Below are 17,268 nucleotides of genomic sequence, written 5' to 3'. Positions count from 1 at the left end.
GGGATCAGTCCACCGTCACGTAGTCGGGACCGGAGTAGCGGCCGGTGGCCAGCTTCTGGCGCTGCATCAGCAGGTCGTTCAGGAGCGAGGAGGCGCCGAAGCGGAACCAGTGGTTGTCCAGCCAGTCCTCGCCCGCGGTCTCGTTGACCAGGACCAGGAACTTGATCGCGTCCTTGCTGGTGCGGATGCCGCCGGCCGGCTTCACGCCGACCTGGACGCCGGTCTGGGCCCGGAAGTCGCGGACCGCCTCCAGCATGAGGAGGGTGTTCGCGGGCGTGGCGTTGACGGCGACCTTGCCCGTCGACGTCTTGATGAAGTCGGCGCCGGCCAGCATGCCGAGCCAGGAGGCACGGCGGATGTTGTCGTACGTCGACAGCTCGCCGGTCTCGAAGATGACCTTCAGCCGGGCGCTCGTCCCGCAGGCCTCCTTCACGGCGACGATCTCGTCGTACACCTTCAGGTACTTGCCGGCGAGGAACGCGCCCCGGTCGATGACCATGTCGATCTCGTCGGCGCCGGCGGCGACGGCCTCACGGACGTCGGCCAGCTTCACGCCGAGCGCGGCACGGCCGGCCGGGAAGGCGGTGGCCACCGAGGCGACCTTCACGCCGGAACCGGCGACGGCCTCCTTGGCGACGGCCACCATGTCGGGGTAGACGCAGACCGCGGCCGTCGTCGGGGTCGTGCGGTCCGTGGGGTCGGGGTGGACCGCCTTGGCGCCGAGCGCCCGGACCTTGCCCGGGGTGTCCGCGCCTTCCAGCGTCGTCAGGTCGACCATCGAGATGGCGAGGTCGATGGCGTACGCCTTCGCGGTGGTCTTGATGGAACGGGTGCCGAGGGACGCCGCGCGCGCCTCCAGGCCGACCGCGTCGACGCCGGGCAGCCCGTGGAGGAAGCGGCGCAGCGTGCTGTCGGACGCGGTGACGTCACCGAGAGCGCGAGCTGTGGGTGCGGTAGTGGGCATGGTCACCAGACGAGCATATCTACGCGCGTAGCGGCTGTACACCCCCGTGCTCGTCCCCGAGGCCGAGATCACGGATGAGCGCCGGTTCACGGGCGCGTGGCCGCGCCGCGGACGGCGTCGGGCAGAATCGGGGCCATGACCACCCCGGACCATCCGTCACCCGCGTCACAGCCGCCGGCGCCCGTCGCCAAGGACCGCGTCTACCGCTCGCCCCTCGGGCTGGTGGGCGGCGCGCTGCTGCTCCTGGTCGTCCTCTGGCTGGGCTTCGACGCCCTGTTCAAGGGCCACGGCCGGACCCCGTGGCTGGCGCTGGCCGGGATGATCCTGATCGTGCCGCTGCTGCTCGCCTTCACGCTCCGCCCGGCGGTGTTCGCGGGCGAGGACCGGCTGCGCGTCCGCAACCCGTTCCGGGTGATCAGCCTGCCCTGGGGCGAGATCGCCGACCTGCGCTCCGGCTACTCCAACGAGGTGTTCGCCAAGTCCGGCACCAAGTACCAGCTGTGGGCGATCCCCGTCTCGCTGCGGGCCCGCAAGAAGGCGATCCGCCGGCAGCAGCGGGCGGCGGCGGACGCGGCCCGGGGCGGGGCGGGCGGCCGGGGCGGGGCGCTCGCACCGAGCGGCCTCGGCTTCGGCGGGTTCGGCGCGCGCGGCCCGGACACGGGACCGGCCCGGGCGCAGACCGACCAGATCATGACCGAGCTGGGGGACATCCTGGAACGGCGTGGGAAGGCCGAGTCGGCGCAGGGCGAGATCACCGTGCGCTGGGCCTACGAGGTGGCCGCGCCCGCGGTCGCCGGAGCGGTGCTGCTGGCGATCCTGCTGGCCGTGGGCTGAGGGAGCCTCGGGGGCCGTCCGGGCCGTCCGGGCCGTCCGGGCCGTCCGGGGTTGCCACCGGGAGCCGGGGCTGCGGCCTGGGCGGGCTGAAGCGTGGTTCTCGTGTGCGGGGCCGTGCCCGTTGGGCGTGACGGGGGCGGTCCGCCGCTGCGGCCGGGGCGGGTCCCGGTGTGCTTCGTGTGCTTCGTCCCCGCTCTCTGGGGTGAGGGCTGTTCTGCCCGTGTGGTCTGCCCGGGCGGGTGGCTGCCTGGGTGGCCTGTTCGGGCGGGTGGTTCGCCGGGGCCGGGACGCTCGGTGAGGGCGTACCGGTGGCGGGCGGGTGTCCTGGTAGCCGGTGGCCGGTGGCCGGGGCCAACCGTTCGCCGCTGTCGAGTGTCTGGACTGCCATGAGTACGAATCCCGGACGGCCGCTGCGGCTGCCCGCCGCGGCCGTACCCGCCGCCTGCCCCTCCTGGAGCGGTGAGCACCCCCGCCGCTGGCTCGACGCGCTGCCGCCGCGCTGGGTGCCGCTGCCCTCCCGGACCGGGCACCTGCTGACCGCGTCCGCCGCCGCTGCCGCGATCACCGGGCTGCTGGCGCTCCCCGCCGGATGGCGTCCGTGGGCGGCGGCCCTGCTGGCGCTGCACGCGCTGTGGCTGTACGTGCGCCCGGAGATCGTGCCGGTGTCGGCGCCCGTGCTGGCGGTGCTGCTGGTCGTGCTGCGGCCCGGGAGGCTGTGGCCGGCCGCCGTGATCGTCCTGGCGTCGGTCTGGGCGGTGGCCGTGCTGCGGCTGGTGGCGCGGCGCGGACAGCGGGAGCGGGCCCTGGACGCGGCCGGCGGCATCACCGCTCCGCTGCCGGGCGCCGGCCGGTCGCTGCCCCGTGGCCTGTTCCTCGTCGGGTGCGGAGGTCTCCTGCTCGCGCTCGGGGTCGCCGGCGTCGCCGTCCTGCCCGCCCACGGCCCGGACGCGGGCGAGGGGGCACGGGCGCTGCCGGCGTCGGCCTGGCTGGTGGCGGGGCTGGGCCTGACCGCGCTCGTCTCCGGGCTGCTGGGCCGGCGCCGGGCCACCGTCCTGCGCGCGGCGGCGGCGCCCGTGCTGCGGGTGCTCGTGCGGGAGGGCGCCGACGGTGACACCGAGGTCTTCGCCGCCGACGACACGGCCGGGGCGCGTCCCCTGTTCCGCGTCGCCGTCATGGAGGTCCGGGACGGCGACGGGCAGCCCGACGACCCCGGCGACGAGGACGACACGGAGGAGCTGGAGGAGTTCCTCCAGCGGCTCGACCGGGAGGGGCCGGGACCGCTGAGGGAGGCCGTGCTGTACGGCGCGCCCTGCGACGGCGCCGAGATCCTGCTGGTCACGGCCGCCGGGAAGGCGGACGCGCCACCGGTGGTGGAACGGTCGTCAGGGCCCGTACGCCCGCTGTCCGAGGCGTCGGTACGGCGGCTGACGGCAGGGGAGAAGCGCCGGGCGGCCCGGCGGGCGGCGTACGCGGAGCTGAGCCGGTCGGCCGGGGAAGCGGTCGCGGCGGAAGCGGTCGCGGGGGAGGCGGGCGGCGTGGCCCCGGCGGGCGTACGGCAGTGGCGGGCGGGGCTGCTGCACCGGCTCTGCGCGCTGCTGCTCGTGCTGTGGGGCAGCGGCTTCTTCTGGGGCGCGACCGGCGGGTGGCGGGGTGTGCTCGGAGCCCTCGCCGGTTTCGCGGGGGCGCTGTGGCTGCCCCACTGGCTCGCCTGGCGGATCACGGCCGACAGCGAGGGACTGTGGTTCAACGGGCTGCGCGGACCCCGGCACCTCCCGTGGGACGAGATCAGGACCGTCGCGTGCACGAGCACCGAGCTGAAGGTGGACAGCCGGCGGGCCTCCTTCACGCCCTGGTCGGCTGCCGCTCCCCGCTGGCCGTGGCTGGAGCGCCGGTTCGGGCTCGTGCATCCGCACGAGCGGGCCGCGAGTGAGATCACCGCCCTGTGGCACGACCCGTCGCTGCGCCCGTCCGGCCCCGCCGACGCGGGCCGGCGGGGACGGCCGCTGTGGCCCCTGGCGCTGGCACTCGCGGCCGGCTGGACGGCGGCCCTGCTGTTCCTGGGGTGAGGGCGGACGGGGCCCTGCTGTTCCTGTGGTGAGAACGGACGGGGCCCTGCTGTTCCTGGGGTGAGGACGGACGGGGCCCTGCCGTCCCTGTCCTGAGGACATGGACGGACAGCGGGCCCCGGACCCTCAGATGCCGGCAGCCGCCGACAGGTCGCGCTTGACGGCCGTCAGCAGCTCCGTCGCGCGGGCGCGGGCGGCCGGCAGGTCGGCGTGCGCGGAGACCGGTACGACGACCTCCAGGTAGCACTTCAGCTTCGGCTCGGTGCCGCTGGGGCGGACGATGACCCGGGCGCCGTCGAGGGTGTAGCGCAGGCCGTCCGTGGGCGGCAGCTTCTCCGTGCCCCGGGTCAGGTCCTCGGCCCGGACGACGGGCAGGCCCGCCAGCCCGGTCGGCGGCTGCTCGCGCAGGCGGCGCATCGCGTCCGCGATCAGCGACAGGTCCTCGACGCGGACCGAGAGCTGATCGGTGGCGTGCAGGCCGTGCTCCACGGCGAGGTCGTCGAGCAGGTCGAGGAGGGTACGGCCCTCCTCCTTGAGCACGGACGCCAGCTCGGTGACCAGCAGCGCGGCGGTGATGCCGTCCTTGTCGCGCACGCCCTCCGGGTCCACGCAGTAGCCGAGGGCCTCCTCGTAGCCGTAGCGCAGGCCGTCGACACGGGCGATCCACTTGAAGCCGGTCAGGGTCTCCTCGTACGGCAGCCCCGCCTTCCCGGCGATCCGGCCGAGCAGGGAGGAGGAGACGATCGACTCCGCGAAGGTGCCCTGGGCGCCCCGGCGGACCAGGTGGGCGGCGAGCAGGGCGCCGACCTCGTCGCCGCGCAGCATCCGCCAGTCGCCGCCGTCCTTCACGGCCACCGCGCAGCGGTCCGCGTCGGGGTCGTTGGCGATCACCAGGTCCGGGTCGGTGGCGCGGGCCCGCGCGAACGCCAGGTCCATGGCGCCCGGCTCCTCCGGGTTCGGGAAGGCGACCGTCGGGAAGTCCGGGTCCGGGTCGGCCTGCTCGGCGACCAGCACCGGCTCGGGGAAGCCGGCGCGGGCGAACGCGGCCAGCAGGACGTCCCGGCCGACGCCGTGCATCGCCGTGTAGACCGTGCGGGCGGTACGGGGGGAGGCGGGGTCCAGTACGGCGTCCGTACGGGCGAGGTAGGCGTCCAGGACCGACTCGTCCAGGGTCTGCCAGCCGCTCTCCGGACGGGGTACGTCGTGCAGGGAGGCGATCGCGTCGATCTCGGCGGCGATCTCCGCGTCGGCGGGCGGGACGATCTGGGAGCCGTCGCCGAGGTAGACCTTGTAGCCGTTGTCCCGGGGTGGGTTGTGGCTGGCGGTGACCTCGACGCCCGCGACCGCGCCGAGGTGCCTTATCGCGAAGGCCAGCACGGGGGTGGGCAGCGGACGGGGGAGTACGGCCGCGCGCAGGCCGGCGCCGGTCATCACGGCGGCGGTGTCCCGGGCGAAGTCGGCGGACTTGTGGCGGGCGTCGTAGCCGATGACGACCAGTCCACCGGAGTGGCCGTTCTTCTTCAGGTACGCGGCCAGGCCGGCGGCGGCGCGGATGACGACGCTGCGGTTCATGCGCATCGGGCCGGCGCCCACCTCGCCCCGCAGGCCGGCGGTGCCGAACTGGAGCGTGCCGGAGAAGCGGGCCGACAGCTCCTCGACGGCACCGGCGTCGATCAGCCCGGCCAGTTCGTCGCGGGTCTCCGGGTCCGGGTCCTCGGCGAGCCAGGACTTGGCCCGGGCGATGAGATCGTCGTGCACCTTGGGATCAACCTCTCCTGTGTTTGCCTGGTCCAACTGGGGGCTCCGCCCCCGACCCCCGCCCTGCCGCCGACGCCCCGTGGGAGCCGGGCGCGGCATGGAAGGGAGCTTGCCGCATCGCGCGCTGCCGGGGGCCGCGCACCGCGCACGGCCGCGTGCGGTACCGCGCCCGCCGCGAGCCGCGGGCCCTACGGCAGGCCGCTCCTGGTTGCCCGCGGTATCGCGCCTGCCCCGGGCCGCCGACAGTACGGCGACCCGCCGGCAGCGGCCCGCCGCCCCCCCTGAGAGCCGCCCGCAGCACCACTACCACCGCCGAAGCCGAGCCCAGCGGCTCTGTTCGAAGCCGAGCTCGGCGCGCCGCCCGAAGCCGGGTGCGGCCCGTTCAAGGCCAGGCCCGGTGACCCGCCCGAAGTCGGAGGCAACACCGCGCCCCCCGGAAGCCGAGCGCAGCGGCCCCGCACGAAGCAGAGCCCCACGCCCGCTAGAGCCAAGCCCAGCGCTCCGCCCGAAGCCGGCCGGCGCGCCACCCCGGCCGAAGCCGAGCCCCACGCCCGCCGTAGCCGAGCCTGGTGCCCCGCTCAAAGCCAGGCCCGGTGCTCCGTCCAGGGTCGAGCACGCAGCCCCGCCGCATGCCGGCCGACGCGTAGGCCCCGTCGAAGCCGAGCGCAGCGGTGCGTCAGATCCTGCCCAGTACCCGTGCCAGCAGTTCGCCCATGCGGGCCGCCGAGTCGCGGCCGGCCTGGAGGACCTCCTCGTGGTTGAGGGGTTCGCCGGTCATGCCCGCGGCCAGGTTGGTGACCAGGGAGATGCCGAGCACCTCGGCGCCGGCCTCGCGGGCGGCGATGGCCTCCAGGACCGTGGACATGCCGACCAGGTCGGCGCCGATGACGCGGGCCATGCGGATCTCGGCCGGGGTCTCGTAGTGCGGGCCGGGGAACTGGGCGTAGACGCCCTCCTCCAGCGTGGGGTCGATCTCCTTGCACAGGGCGCGCAGGCGCGGCGAGTACAGGTCCGTCAGGTCGACGAAGTTCGCGCCGACGATCGGGGACGTCGCCGTCAGGTTGATGTGGTCGCTGATCAGCACCGGCTGGCCGGGCCGCATGCCCTCGCGCAGACCGCCGCAGCCGTTGGTCAGCACGATGGTCTTGCAGCCGGCCGCGACCGCCGTACGGACGCCGTGCGCCACCGCGGCCACGCCACGGCCCTCGTAGTAGTGGGTGCGGCCCAGGAAGACCAGGGCGCGCTTGTCACCGAAGGAGTACGAGCGGATCTTGCCACCGTGGCCCTCGACGGCCGGCGGCGGGAAGCCGGGCAGCTCGGTGACCTGGAACTCGGCGTCGGGTGCCCCCAGGGCGTCGACGGCCGGAGCCCAGCCGGAGCCCATCACGAGGGCGACGTCGTGGGTCTCGGCGCCCGTGAGCGCGCGCAGGCGCGCGGCGGCGGCGTCGGCGGCGGCGTAGGGATCGCCCTGGATGTCGTCCGGAAGAAGAGATGCGTTCACGCCGATGAGGGTAGCCGGTCTTCGCCTACGCGCGTAGATGACAGAGCCCACGGGTTTGCGTTCGTTGTCTTGTCGGTTTCCACAAGCGGCCGGGAAAACGGGGGCAAAACGCGGCACAGAGGGTGCGCGGAGGATCAGCAGGGGCGCTTGCGCAGCTCCATCACGTAGTCGTGCGGAGCCCCCGCCGACTCCGCCGCGTCGGCGATCTCGCCCAGGTAGCGCGCCGACGGCAGCCCGCCCTCGTACGCGTTGAGGACGTACGCCCAGGCCGGCTCCTCACCGTCCAGGGTGTGCACGCGCACGCGTACCCGGCGGTAGATGTCGAGGCCTACGCCCTCCCACCGGTCGAGCGACTCCTCGTCCATGGGTGCGATGTCGTACAGGCCGACGAAGACCTCGGCCAACGGGTCCTCGACGATCGTCGCCAGCGCGCCCTCCCAGCCGAGCTGCTCGCCGCCGAAGGTCAGCCGCCAGCCGTTCAGCCAGCCGGTGGCGCGCAGCGGGGAGTGCGGGGCGCGGCGGGACATCAGGCGCGCGTCGAGGTTGCCGGCGTACGCGGCATAGAGCGACATGGGGAGAGGGTACGGCAGGCGCACCGCCCGCCCCGGGTGTCCCGGGAGCGACCCGGTGGCGCCCCCGGGCAGTGGCACCTTGAGGCGTGCGGGACAATGGGGTACGTGACTCGGATCGTGATCATCGGTGGCGGACCCGGCGGATACGAAGCGGCGCTGGTGGCCGCTCAGCTCGGCGCGGAGGTGACCGTCGTCGACTGCGACGGTCTGGGCGGGGCGTCGGTGCTGACCGACTGCGTGCCGTCGAAGACCCTTATCGCTACGGCCGAGGTCATGACGACCTTCGATTCGTCGTACGAAGAGCTCGGCATCATCGTCGCCGACGACACCCCGCCGCTGGAGCAGGCGGCCCGGGTGGTCGGCGTGGACCTCGGGAAGGTCAACCGCCGGGTGAAGCGGCTGGCCCTCGCCCAGTCCCACGACATCACCGCCTCCGTCACCCGGGCCGGTGCCCGGGTCATGCGCGGGCGCGGCCGGCTGGACGGGATGCAGGCGCTGGACGGGTCCCGGAAGGTCGTCGTCACCGCCGCCGACGGCACCGAGGAGACCCTCACCGCCGACGCCGTCCTCATCGCCACCGGCGGTCATCCGCGCGAGCTGCCCGACGCCCGGCCCGACGGCGAGCGCATCCTGAACTGGACCCAGGTCTACGACCTCACCGAGCTGCCGGAAGAGCTGATCGTGGTCGGGTCGGGTGTGACCGGTGCCGAGTTCGCCGGCGCGTACCAGGCCCTGGGCTCGAAGGTCACGCTCGTGTCGTCCCGCGACCGCGTGCTGCCGGGCGAGGACCCGGACGCCGCCGCCGTCCTGGAGGACGTCTTCCGGCGCCGCGGCATGAACGTCATGGCCCGTTCCCGCGCGCAGTCCGCCAAGCGCGTCGGCGACCGGGTCGAGGTGACGCTGGCCGACGGCCGGGTCATCAACGGTACGCACTGCCTGATGGCCGTCGGCGCCATCCCGAACAGCGCGGGCCTCGGCCTGGAGGAGGCCGGCGTCAAGCTGCGCGAGTCGGGTCACATCTGGACGGACAAGGTGTCCCGGACGACCGCTCCCGGCGTCTACGCGGCCGGTGACGTGACCGGAGTCTTCGCCCTCGCGTCCGTCGCCGCCATGCAGGGACGTATCGCCATGTACCACTTCCTGGGCGACGCGGTGGCCCCGCTGAACCTGAAGACGGTGTCGTCCAACGTCTTCACCGACCCCGAGATCGCCACCGTCGGCTACAGCCAGGCGGACGTGGACGCGGGCAAGATCGACGCGCGGGTCGTCAAGCTCCCGCTGCTGCGCAACCCGCGCGCCAAGATGCAGGGCATCCGGGACGGCTTCGTGAAGATCTTCTGCCGGCCGGGCACCGGGATCGTGGTGGGCGGTGTGGTGGTGGCGCCGCGCGCCTCGGAACTGATCCACCCCATCTCGATCGCCGTCGACAACAATCTGACGGTCGAACAGATCGCGAACGCGTTCACGGTGTACCCCTCCCTTTCGGGGTCGATCGCGGAGGTCGCCCGGCAGCTGCACACTCGCAAGGCGAGCGCGGAGGCCTGACGGCCCCCGCCGACTCCCCCCTGATCAGGGGGTGTTGCGGCGTGTGCGGTCGGCATAGTCGGGGCGGGCGGGTTCTATACCACTTCCCGCCCTGCCATGCGAACAACTTCTGCTATTCGGCGCAAACTGCTGAAAGCAGACGGTCGCTGGGGTTACTGTCAGTTTCGTGTTCGCTGCTGAACGTCGCCAATTGATCCTAGAAATGGTGCGAGCGAACGGTGCCGTGTCGCTCCGTGAGCTCGCCCGCGTCGTCCAGACCTCCGAAGTGACCGTACGGCGGGACGTGCGGGCACTGGAGGCAGAAGGACTCCTCGACCGCCGGCACGGCGGTGCGGTACTGCCGGGCGGATTCACGCGAGAGTCCGGCTTTCCGCAGAAATCCCATCTCGCGACCGCCGAGAAGACGGCCATCGCCGACCTCGCCGCGAGCCTCGTCGAAGAAGGCGAGGCGATCGTCGTCGGGGCCGGTACGACCACGCAGGAGCTGGCCCGCCGGCTCGCGCGCGTGCCGGGCCTGACGGTCGTCACCAACTCCCTCCTGGTGGCCCAGGCGTTGGCCCACGCCAACCGGGTGGAGGTCGTGATGACCGGAGGCACCCTGCGCGGCTCCAACTACGCCCTCGTCGGCTCCGGCGCGGAACAGTCCCTCCAGGGCCTGCGGGTGTCGAAGGCGTTCCTCTCCGGAAGCGGTCTGACGGCCGAGCGCGGCCTGTCCACCTCCAACATGCTCTCGGCATCCGTCGACCGGGCCCTCGTCCAGGCCGCCGCGGAGGTCGTGGTCCTCGCCGACCACACCAAGCTCGGCACGGACACCATGTTCCAGACCGTGCCGACGGACCTCATCACCCGGCTCGTCACCGACGATCCCCCGCCCCACGACGACCGCGCCGCCACGGAGTTGCAGGCGCTCGCGGACCAGGGAGTGCAGATCGCCGTGGCCGGGGCGAGTGGGAACCCGGGGGGTGAACAGGTCCCGGCGACCCGCCGCGCCCCACTGCCGGGGCCGCGCAGGGGGCACGTGGCGCTCCGCTCGGGGGCGGGGCTGGGGGAGTCGGCCGCGGCCGAGCGGGGGCGCGTCGCCGATCTGCGCAGGCGCTGACGCCGGCAGGGGCCGAGGAGCCCGAGTGCCCGGACGGCCGCGCGCTGCCAGTGCTGCCGCCAGGGTGTGGCACGGCGCTGACGGACGGCAGGACGCTGCCACGCGAAGGCGAGCGTCGGGGCCGCTCACGGCTGTCTTCCCGGTCGGCCCCGGGCAACCGGTGACCGGTCCGGCGCCTCGGCGAGCTGACGGTGCACCGTCCCTTCGGTCACCCACTCCGTACCGGCCGGGCCGCCGGTTCCTCCGTCCGGAGCATGCTGCCGTGTGCGGCCCGCCCCTTCTACGGGCGGGACGGTGAAGAAACGCCACGCCCGGCGGACCGGGGCGGTTCGCCGGGCGTGGGGATGGCGCTCGGGGCGGGGTCAGTCCTTGATCTCGCAGATGGCCGCGCCCGACGTGATGGACGCGCCGACCTCGGCGGTCAGGCCCTTGATGGTGCCCGCCTTGTGGGCGTTCAGGGGCTGCTCCATCTTCATGGCCTCCAGGACGACGACCAGGTCGCCCTCCTTGACCTCCTGGCCCTCCTCGACGGCGATCTTCACGATCGTGCCCTGCATCGGCGAGGCGAGGGTGTCGCCGGAGGCGACCGGGCCGGACTTCTTCGCCGCGCGGCGCTTCGGCTTGGCGCCGGCCGCGAGACCCGTGCGGGCCAGGCTCATGCCCAGCGACGACGGAAGCGAGACCTCCAGGCGCTTGCCGCCGACCTCGACGACGACCGTCTCGCGGCCCAGCTCCTCCTCCGCCTCGACGTCGGCGGGCGCGGCGAAGGGCTTGATCTCGTTGACGAACCCGGTCTCGATCCAGCGGGTGTGGACCGTGAAGGGGTCCTGGGAGCCGGTCAGCTCGGGGGCGAACGCCGGGTCCCGCACGACCACGCGGTGGAAGGGGATCGCCGTCGCCATGCCCTCGACCTGGAACTCGTCCAGGGCGCGGGCGGCCCGCTCCAGGGCCTCCTTGCGGGTACGACCGGTCACGACCAGCTTGGCGAGCAGCGAGTCCCAGGCCGGGCCGATGACCGAACCGGCCTCCACGCCCGCGTCCAGGCGGACGCCGGGGCCGGACGGCGGGTCGAACCGGGTGACCGTACCGGGGGCCGGGAGGAAGTTGCGGCCCGGGTCCTCGCCGTTGATGCGGAACTCGAACGAGTGACCGCGCAGCACCGGATCGCCGTAACCGAGCTCCTCGCCGTCGGCGATGCGGAGCATCTCGCGGACCAGGTCGATGCCGGCGACCTCCTCGGTCACCGGGTGCTCCACCTGGAGCCGGGTGTTCACCTCCAGGAAGGAGATCGTGCCGTCCTGGCCGACCAGGAACTCACAGGTGCCGGCGCCCTCGTAGCCGGCCTCCTTCAGGATGGCCTTCGAGGCGCGGTACAGCTCGGCGACCTGCTCCTCGGACAGGAACGGCGCCGGGGCCTCCTCGACCAGCTTCTGGTGGCGGCGCTGGAGGGAGCAGTCACGGGTGGAGACCACGACCACGTTGCCGTGCTTGTCGGCCAGGCACTGGGTCTCCACGTGGCGCGGACGGTCCAGGTAGCGCTCGACGAAGCACTCGCCGCGGCCGAAGGCGGCGACCGCCTCGCGCACCGCGGAGTCGTACAGCTCGGGGACCTCTTCGAGGGTGCGGGCCACCTTCAGACCGCGGCCACCGCCACCGAAGGCGGCCTTGATGGCGATCGGCAGGCCGTGCTCCTTGGCGAAGGCCACGACCTCGTCGGCGCCCGAGACCGGGTCCGGGGTGCCCGCGACCAGCGGCGCGCCGGCGCGCTGGGCGATGTGCCGGGCGGCGACCTTGTCACCCAGGTCGCGGATCGCCTGCGGCGGCGGGCCGATCCAGATCAGGCCGGCGTCCAGGACGGCCTGCGCGAACTCGGCGTTCTCCGAGAGGAAGCCGTACCCGGGATGGACGGCGTCCGCGCCGGACTCACGCGCCGCGTTCAAGATCTTCTCGATGACCAGGTAGCTGGTGGCCGGGGTGTCACCGCCCAGAGCGAACGCCTCATCCGCGGCGCGGACATGCAGAGCGTCCCGGTCCGGGTCGGCGTAGACGGCCACGCTCGCGATCCCGGCGTCCCGGCAGGCCCGGGCCACGCGGACAGCGATTTCGCCACGGTTGGCGATGAGCACCTTGCGCACGATTGAGGCTCCCTCCTTGAAACAAGCCGAGTTTAGGGACTGCCGACACGGCACTTCGACCCGTCCCCTGTGGTGAGCTTGCCCACACGGAGCGTGATGCGAGGCCCGCTCGACCCGCGAAAGCCCATGTCGCACCTCGGTACGCAGGACTCCTGCGGAAAACCCTAGCCCTGTCATGTGGCCAAGGTCTCTGTGAAGGCGTGCTGCGGCCCACTCGGATTCTTTGTCGAGTCCCTACGAATGGCCCAATGATTCTTTGCTGCCGCCCGAACCCTTGTCCCCGGGTTTACCCGTTAGTAGCGTTCGCGCTGTCTCGAACGTACCTGGGGTAACAGGCTGCTGGTGTGAGAGAGGGGGTGGGACCGGTGGTGCGCAGACCGGTGGCTGGGGTCGTGGCGGTCGTCCTCCTGGCGGAGGCCGTCTTCATCGCCGCGCTGAACTGGTTCCTCGGAGTGGTCGTCGACCGGCAGGACATGTCCCTGGCCGGTCTCGACCCGGGCGTCATGTCGACGTCCTCGAAGATCGGCGGAGTGGTCTTCGGCCTCTACTTCGCGCTGTGCGCGCTGGTGGCCGCGCTGGTCGCGGTACGCGACCGCGCCCCGGCGGGTCTCGGCCGCGTCCTGCTCATCAGCGCGGCCGTGGTGCACGGCCTGCTCGGCGCGTTCGCCTGGGGCCTGGTCGGCTGGACGGCGTTCCTGTTCATGGTGGTCGTGCTCGGGCTGATCGTGCTGCTCCTGATGACGTACGACCGTGCGGGCGGCCCGGAGGGCGCGGCACCCGGCGGCACGCCCGGGGAGGGTGCCGGACCGGGGGCGCGGGCGGAGCCGGGCGCGGCCCCCGCCGGCGCGGGCGCGCCGGTGAGCCGTACGGACGAGCCGCAGGACGGGGACGACGAGCCGCAGGACTCGGTCCCCGCCCGGATCATCGTTCCGGTGCCCACAACTCCGTGATGCCCACGCCCAGTTCGGCCAGGAGCCTGCGGAGCAGGGGCAGGCTGATGCCGATCACATTGCCGTGGTCGCCGTCGATGCCCTCGATGAACGGCGCCGAACGGCCGTCCAGGGTGAACGCGCCGGCGACGTGCAGCGGCTCCCCGGAGGCCACGTAGGCGGCGATCTCCTCGTCGCTGGGCTCGCCGAACCGGACGACGGTGGACGCGGTCGCCGACACGTACCGCTTGGCCTCCGTGTCCCACACGCAGTGCCCCGTCTGGAGCACTCCGGCCCGCCCGCGCATGCTCTTCCAGCGGGCGGTGGCCTCCTCGGCGTCGGCCGGCTTGCCGAGCGCCTGCCCGTCCAGCTCCAGCACCGAGTCACAGCCGATCACCAGGGCGCCCTGCACCTCCGGCCGCGCCGCCACGACGCTCGCCTTGGCCTCGGCGAGGGCGAGGGCCAGCTCCGCCGGGGTGGGGGCGGTGACGGCGTCCTCGTCGACACCGCTCACGATCACCTCGGGGGCGAGGCCGGCCTGCCGGAGCAGGGCCAGCCGGGCGGGGGACTGGGAGGCGAGCACGAGTCGCCTGCGTCGTGTGGCAGTCATGCGGTCAGGTTAGTCAGGGAGCGCCGCGCGGCTCACCTCAGCCCACTGACGACCATGAACAGCACCATGGCCAGGGCCACCAGGAGCCCGAGCCGCCGAAGCATGTTCTGCGCGTCGCGCAGTTCCTTCGGCGGTTCGTTCTCCGGGTCTGACCACAGCATCCCTCCAGCGTGCGGCTCCGGCCGGGGAGGGCGCCTGAGTACTGCTACTCAAGTTGGCGCCCGGTGCGGTTCCCAAAAGCCCTCAGCTCGGCCAGTAGGTGCGGGTCCAGGACGTCGGTCCCGGCCGGGGGACGCGGTGGGCCGCGATCCTCGACGGGTCGGACCACGCGTCCCTCGGGGGCTCCGCGCCGGACGGCGTCGCCGCTGCCGCCGCGGCGCGGGCGCGGACCACCGCCAGGGCGGCGGCCAGCTCCTCCGGGGTCGGGTTGCCTCGTACGACCTTGATGTTCATGACCGCTCCCAGAATCGGCAGGGCTTGGGGACCTAGAGGGGGATGTTGCCGTGCTTCTTCGGAGGCAGGGATTCCCGCTTGGTGCGCAACTGACGCAGCCCGCGGACGATGTGCGCGCGGGTGTCGGACGGCATGATCACCGCGTCGACGTAGCCGCGCTCGGCCGCGACGTAGGGGTTGAGGAGGGTGTCCTCGTACTCCTGGATCAGCCGGGCGCGCACCACCTCGACGTCCTCACCGCTCGCCTCCGCCTCCGCGATCGTGCGGCGGTGCAGGATGTTGACCGCGCCCTGGGCGCCCATGACGGCGATCTGGGCGGTGGGCCAGGCCAGGTTGAGGTCGGCGCCCAGGTGCTTGGAGCCCATGACGTCGTAGGCGCCGCCGAAGGCCTTGCGGGTGATGACGGTGATCAGCGGGACGGTGGCCTCGGCGTAGGCGTAGATCAGCTTGGCGCCGCGCCGGATGATGCCGTCGTGCTCCTGGTCGACGCCCGGCAGGAAGCCCGGCACGTCCACGAAGGTCAGCACCGGGATGTTGAAGGCGTCGCAGGTCCGTACGAAACGGGCGGCCTTCTCGCTCGCCGTGATGTCGAGGCAGCCGGCGAACTGCATCGGCTGGTTGGCGACGACGCCGACCGGGTGCCCCTCCACCCGCCCGAACCCGGTGAGGATGTTCGGCGCGAACAGGGCCTGCGTCTCGAAGAACTCGCCGTCGTCCAGGACGTGCTCGATCACCGTGTGCATGTCGTACGGCTGGTTGGCGCTGTCCGGTACGACGGTGTCCAGCTCGCGGTCCTCGTCGCTGGGGGAGAGGTCCGCCTCCTCCGGGAAGACCGGGGGCTCGGAGAGGTTGTTGGACGGCAGGTACGACAGCAGCTGCTTGACGTACTCGATGGCGTCCTTCTCGTCCCCGGCCATGTGGTGGGCCACACCGGAGGCGGTGTTGTGGGTGCGGGCGCCGCCCAGCTCCTCGAAGCCGACGTCCTCGCCGGTGACGGTCTTGATGACGTCCGGGCCGGTGATGAACATGTGCGAGGTCTGGTCGACCATGACCGTGAAGTCGGTGATGGCCGGGGAGTAGACCGCGCCGCCCGCGCAGGGCCCGACGACGAGCGAGATCTGCGGGATGACACCGCTGGCGTGGGTGTTGCGCCGGAAGATCTCGCCGTACGCCCCCAGGGAGGCGACCCCCTCCTGGATGCGGGCGCCGCCGGAGTCGTTGATCCCGATGACCGGGCAGCCCGTCTTCAGGGCGAAGTCCATGACCTTGACGATCTTCTGGCCGTAGACCTCGCCGAGGGCGCCGCCGAAGACGGTGAAGTCCTGCGAGAAGACCGCGACCGGGCGGCCGTCGACCGTGCCGTAGCCGGTGACGACGCCGTCCCCGTACGGACGGTTCCTCTCCAGCCCGAAGTTGGTCGACCGGTGCCGGGCGAACTCGTCCAGCTCGACGAACGACCCCTCGTCCAGCAGCAGTTCGATCCGCTCACGCGCCGTCAGCTTGCCCTTCGCGTGCTGCTTCTCGACGGCGCGCTCGGAGCCGGCGTGCGTCGCCTCGTGGATGCGGCGCTGGAGATCCGCGAGCTTCCCCGCGGTCGTGTGGATGTCGATCTCTTGGATCTCGTGACGCTCTTCCGGCTCGGACATCGGGATGCGGCTCCCTGCCTGCTCAAAAGGGGGGACGGTTACTCATCCGTAGAGTAGTGGCGGGCCTGCGGATCAGCAGTGCGTCGTTTACCACACCTAGGGTGGCTTGCATGACGCCGCAGAATCCATCAGACGACAGCCGCTGGTCCGACCTGGACCGCCCACCCCTGAACGGCGCGGCGCTGCGCCGCGGGCTGGTCAGGGAGGAGGGCCTGTACTGCGACATCGAGGTGGTGCAGCGGACCGGCTCCACCAACTCCGACCTGGCCGCCCTGGCCGCCGCGGGGGACGCCGACGAGGGCGCCGTCCTGGTGGCCGAGGAGCAGACGTCGGGCCGGGGCCGGCTGGACCGCCGCTGGACGGCTCCGCCGCGGTCGGGCCTGTTCTTCTCCGTCCTGCTCAAGCCCACCGAGGTGCCGGTGGCCCGCTGGGGGTGGCTGCCGCTGCTGACGGGCGTGGCGGTGGCGACCGGGCTGTCCCGGGCGGCGGGCGTCGACACGGCCCTCAAGTGGCCGAACGACCTGCTGGTGACCGTGGGCGGGGAGGAGCGCAAGGCCGGGGGCATCCTCGCCGAGCGGGCCGGCGACGACGGCGTCGTCATCGGCGTCGGCATCAACGTCACGCTCAGGGCGGACGAATTGCCGGTCCCGCAGGCCGGTTCCCTGGCCCTGGCCGGGGCGCCGGTCACGGACCGGGATCCGCTGCTGCGGGCGGTGCTGCGGTCGCTGGAGGGCTGGTACGGGCGCTGGCGGGCCACGGGGGGTGATCCCTCGGCGTCCGGACTCCAGGAGACGTACACCGCGGGCTGCGCGACCCTCGGACGGGTGGTGCGGGCGGAACTGCCGGGCGACCGCTCGGTGGTGGGGGAGGCCGTGGCGCTGGACGGCGACGGGCGGCTGATCATCGCCACCGAGAACGGGGTGCAGGAGCCGGTGGGGGCGGGGGACATCGTCCACCTGCGGCTGGCGTAGAGCGCCCCGAAAGGGTGCGGGGAACCGCGCGACCAGCCACGATGGACCCGCGGCCGGGCACGGCGACCGCGCGCGGCCGGACCACGCCGGTTCACCTGGCCGGTGCCGGGAACGCACTCCGTCGGCCCCAACCCGACGGAGTGAGCTGGCGCACACCTGCCGTAGAGTTGAGGCCGGTCGATACC

General features: G+C 73.1%; 15 protein-coding genes. 6 read left to right on the top strand and 9 right to left on the bottom strand.

The window, feature by feature from the left end:
- Positions 1-4: 4 nt before the first annotated feature.
- Positions 5-964, bottom strand: a complete 960-nt coding sequence (deoC, locus tag AQJ11_RS11000) for a deoxyribose-phosphate aldolase (RefSeq protein ID WP_041665466.1) — start codon at positions 962-964, stop codon at positions 5-7.
- A gap of 135 nt (positions 965-1,099) precedes the next feature.
- Between deoC and AQJ11_RS10995 the strand changes: the two genes are divergently transcribed.
- Together AQJ11_RS10995 and AQJ11_RS10990 are read left to right on the top strand one after the other, a co-directional pair.
- The gene (locus AQJ11_RS10995) at positions 1,100-1,798 is read left to right on the top strand and encodes a PH domain-containing protein (protein WP_059262922.1); all 699 of its coding nucleotides are present in this window, start codon (positions 1,100-1,102) and stop codon (positions 1,796-1,798) included.
- A gap of 386 nt (positions 1,799-2,184) precedes the next feature.
- Positions 2,185-3,864 carry a hypothetical protein gene (locus tag AQJ11_RS10990; RefSeq protein WP_059262921.1) on the top strand — a complete coding sequence of 560 codons (1,680 nt, stop codon included), beginning with the start codon at positions 2,185-2,187 and terminating at the stop codon, positions 3,862-3,864.
- A gap of 126 nt (positions 3,865-3,990) precedes the next feature.
- On the opposite strand, the gene AQJ11_RS10985 is transcribed toward AQJ11_RS10990, so the two are convergent.
- The 3 genes from AQJ11_RS10985 to AQJ11_RS10975 form a co-directional block, all read right to left on the bottom strand.
- Positions 3,991-5,622 carry a phospho-sugar mutase gene (locus tag AQJ11_RS10985; protein ID WP_059262920.1) on the bottom strand — a complete coding sequence of 544 codons (1,632 nt, stop codon included), beginning with the start codon at positions 5,620-5,622 and terminating at the stop codon, positions 3,991-3,993.
- Between the two features lie 676 nt (positions 5,623-6,298).
- Positions 6,299-7,123 carry a purine-nucleoside phosphorylase gene (locus AQJ11_RS10980; protein ID WP_014674592.1) on the bottom strand — a complete coding sequence of 275 codons (825 nt, stop codon included), beginning with the start codon at positions 7,121-7,123 and terminating at the stop codon, positions 6,299-6,301.
- A 134-nt stretch (positions 7,124-7,257) separates the two neighbouring features.
- Positions 7,258-7,695: a gamma-glutamylcyclotransferase family protein gene (locus AQJ11_RS10975; protein ID WP_014674593.1), complete on the bottom strand. Its 438-nt coding sequence runs from the start codon at positions 7,693-7,695 to the stop codon at positions 7,258-7,260.
- Positions 7,696-7,791: 96 nt separating this feature from the next.
- Between AQJ11_RS10975 and AQJ11_RS10970 the strand changes: the two genes are divergently transcribed.
- Both AQJ11_RS10970 and AQJ11_RS10965 read left to right on the top strand, forming a co-directional pair.
- Positions 7,792-9,240: an NAD(P)H-quinone dehydrogenase gene (locus AQJ11_RS10970; protein WP_059262919.1), complete on the top strand. Its 1,449-nt coding sequence runs from the start codon at positions 7,792-7,794 to the stop codon at positions 9,238-9,240.
- Positions 9,241-9,406: 166 nt separating this feature from the next.
- Positions 9,407-10,339 carry a DeoR/GlpR family DNA-binding transcription regulator gene (locus AQJ11_RS10965; RefSeq protein ID WP_079082275.1) on the top strand — a complete coding sequence of 311 codons (933 nt, stop codon included), beginning with the start codon at positions 9,407-9,409 and terminating at the stop codon, positions 10,337-10,339.
- A gap of 362 nt (positions 10,340-10,701) precedes the next feature.
- Here AQJ11_RS10965 and AQJ11_RS10960 read toward each other — a convergent pair whose 3' ends face one another.
- On the bottom strand, positions 10,702-12,474 hold the full coding sequence (locus AQJ11_RS10960; RefSeq protein ID WP_059262917.1) for an acetyl/propionyl/methylcrotonyl-CoA carboxylase subunit alpha: 1,773 nt from the start codon (positions 12,472-12,474) through the stop codon (positions 10,702-10,704).
- A gap of 380 nt (positions 12,475-12,854) precedes the next feature.
- Between AQJ11_RS10960 and AQJ11_RS10955 the strand changes: the two genes are divergently transcribed.
- A complete protein-coding gene (locus AQJ11_RS10955; RefSeq protein ID WP_398781002.1) occupies positions 12,855-13,424 on the top strand; it encodes a hypothetical protein in 570 nt (189 codons plus the stop codon).
- On the opposite strand, the gene AQJ11_RS10950 is transcribed toward AQJ11_RS10955, so the two are convergent.
- The 4 genes from AQJ11_RS10950 to AQJ11_RS10940 form a co-directional block, all read right to left on the bottom strand.
- Positions 13,396-14,013 carry a Maf family protein gene (locus AQJ11_RS10950; RefSeq protein ID WP_086011571.1) on the bottom strand — a complete coding sequence of 206 codons (618 nt, stop codon included), beginning with the start codon at positions 14,011-14,013 and terminating at the stop codon, positions 13,396-13,398. The genes AQJ11_RS10955 and AQJ11_RS10950 overlap by 29 nt on opposite strands.
- Before the next feature lie 32 nt (positions 14,014-14,045).
- Complete coding sequence (gene mmpB / locus AQJ11_RS52110) at positions 14,046-14,174, bottom strand: morphogenic membrane protein MmpB (protein ID WP_014674599.1); 129 nt, start codon at positions 14,172-14,174, stop codon at positions 14,046-14,048.
- An 82-nt stretch (positions 14,175-14,256) separates the two neighbouring features.
- Positions 14,257-14,466 carry an acyl-CoA carboxylase epsilon subunit gene (locus AQJ11_RS10945; RefSeq protein ID WP_014674600.1) on the bottom strand — a complete coding sequence of 70 codons (210 nt, stop codon included), beginning with the start codon at positions 14,464-14,466 and terminating at the stop codon, positions 14,257-14,259.
- Between the two features lie 32 nt (positions 14,467-14,498).
- Positions 14,499-16,112 carry an acyl-CoA carboxylase subunit beta gene (locus AQJ11_RS10940; RefSeq protein ID WP_014674601.1) on the bottom strand — a complete coding sequence of 538 codons (1,614 nt, stop codon included), beginning with the start codon at positions 16,110-16,112 and terminating at the stop codon, positions 14,499-14,501.
- Positions 16,113-16,222: 110 nt separating this feature from the next.
- Between AQJ11_RS10940 and AQJ11_RS10935 the strand changes: the two genes are divergently transcribed.
- Positions 16,223-17,083: a biotin--[acetyl-CoA-carboxylase] ligase gene (locus AQJ11_RS10935; RefSeq protein WP_059262915.1), complete on the top strand. Its 861-nt coding sequence runs from the start codon at positions 16,223-16,225 to the stop codon at positions 17,081-17,083.
- The last annotated feature ends 185 nt before the right edge of the window (positions 17,084-17,268 follow it).

It is taken from the genome of Streptomyces corchorusii, from assembly GCF_001514055.1.
Classification (GTDB): domain Bacteria; phylum Actinomycetota; class Actinomycetes; order Streptomycetales; family Streptomycetaceae; genus Streptomyces; species Streptomyces olivaceoviridis.
This window is presented reverse-complemented; position numbering and strand designations above follow the sequence as displayed.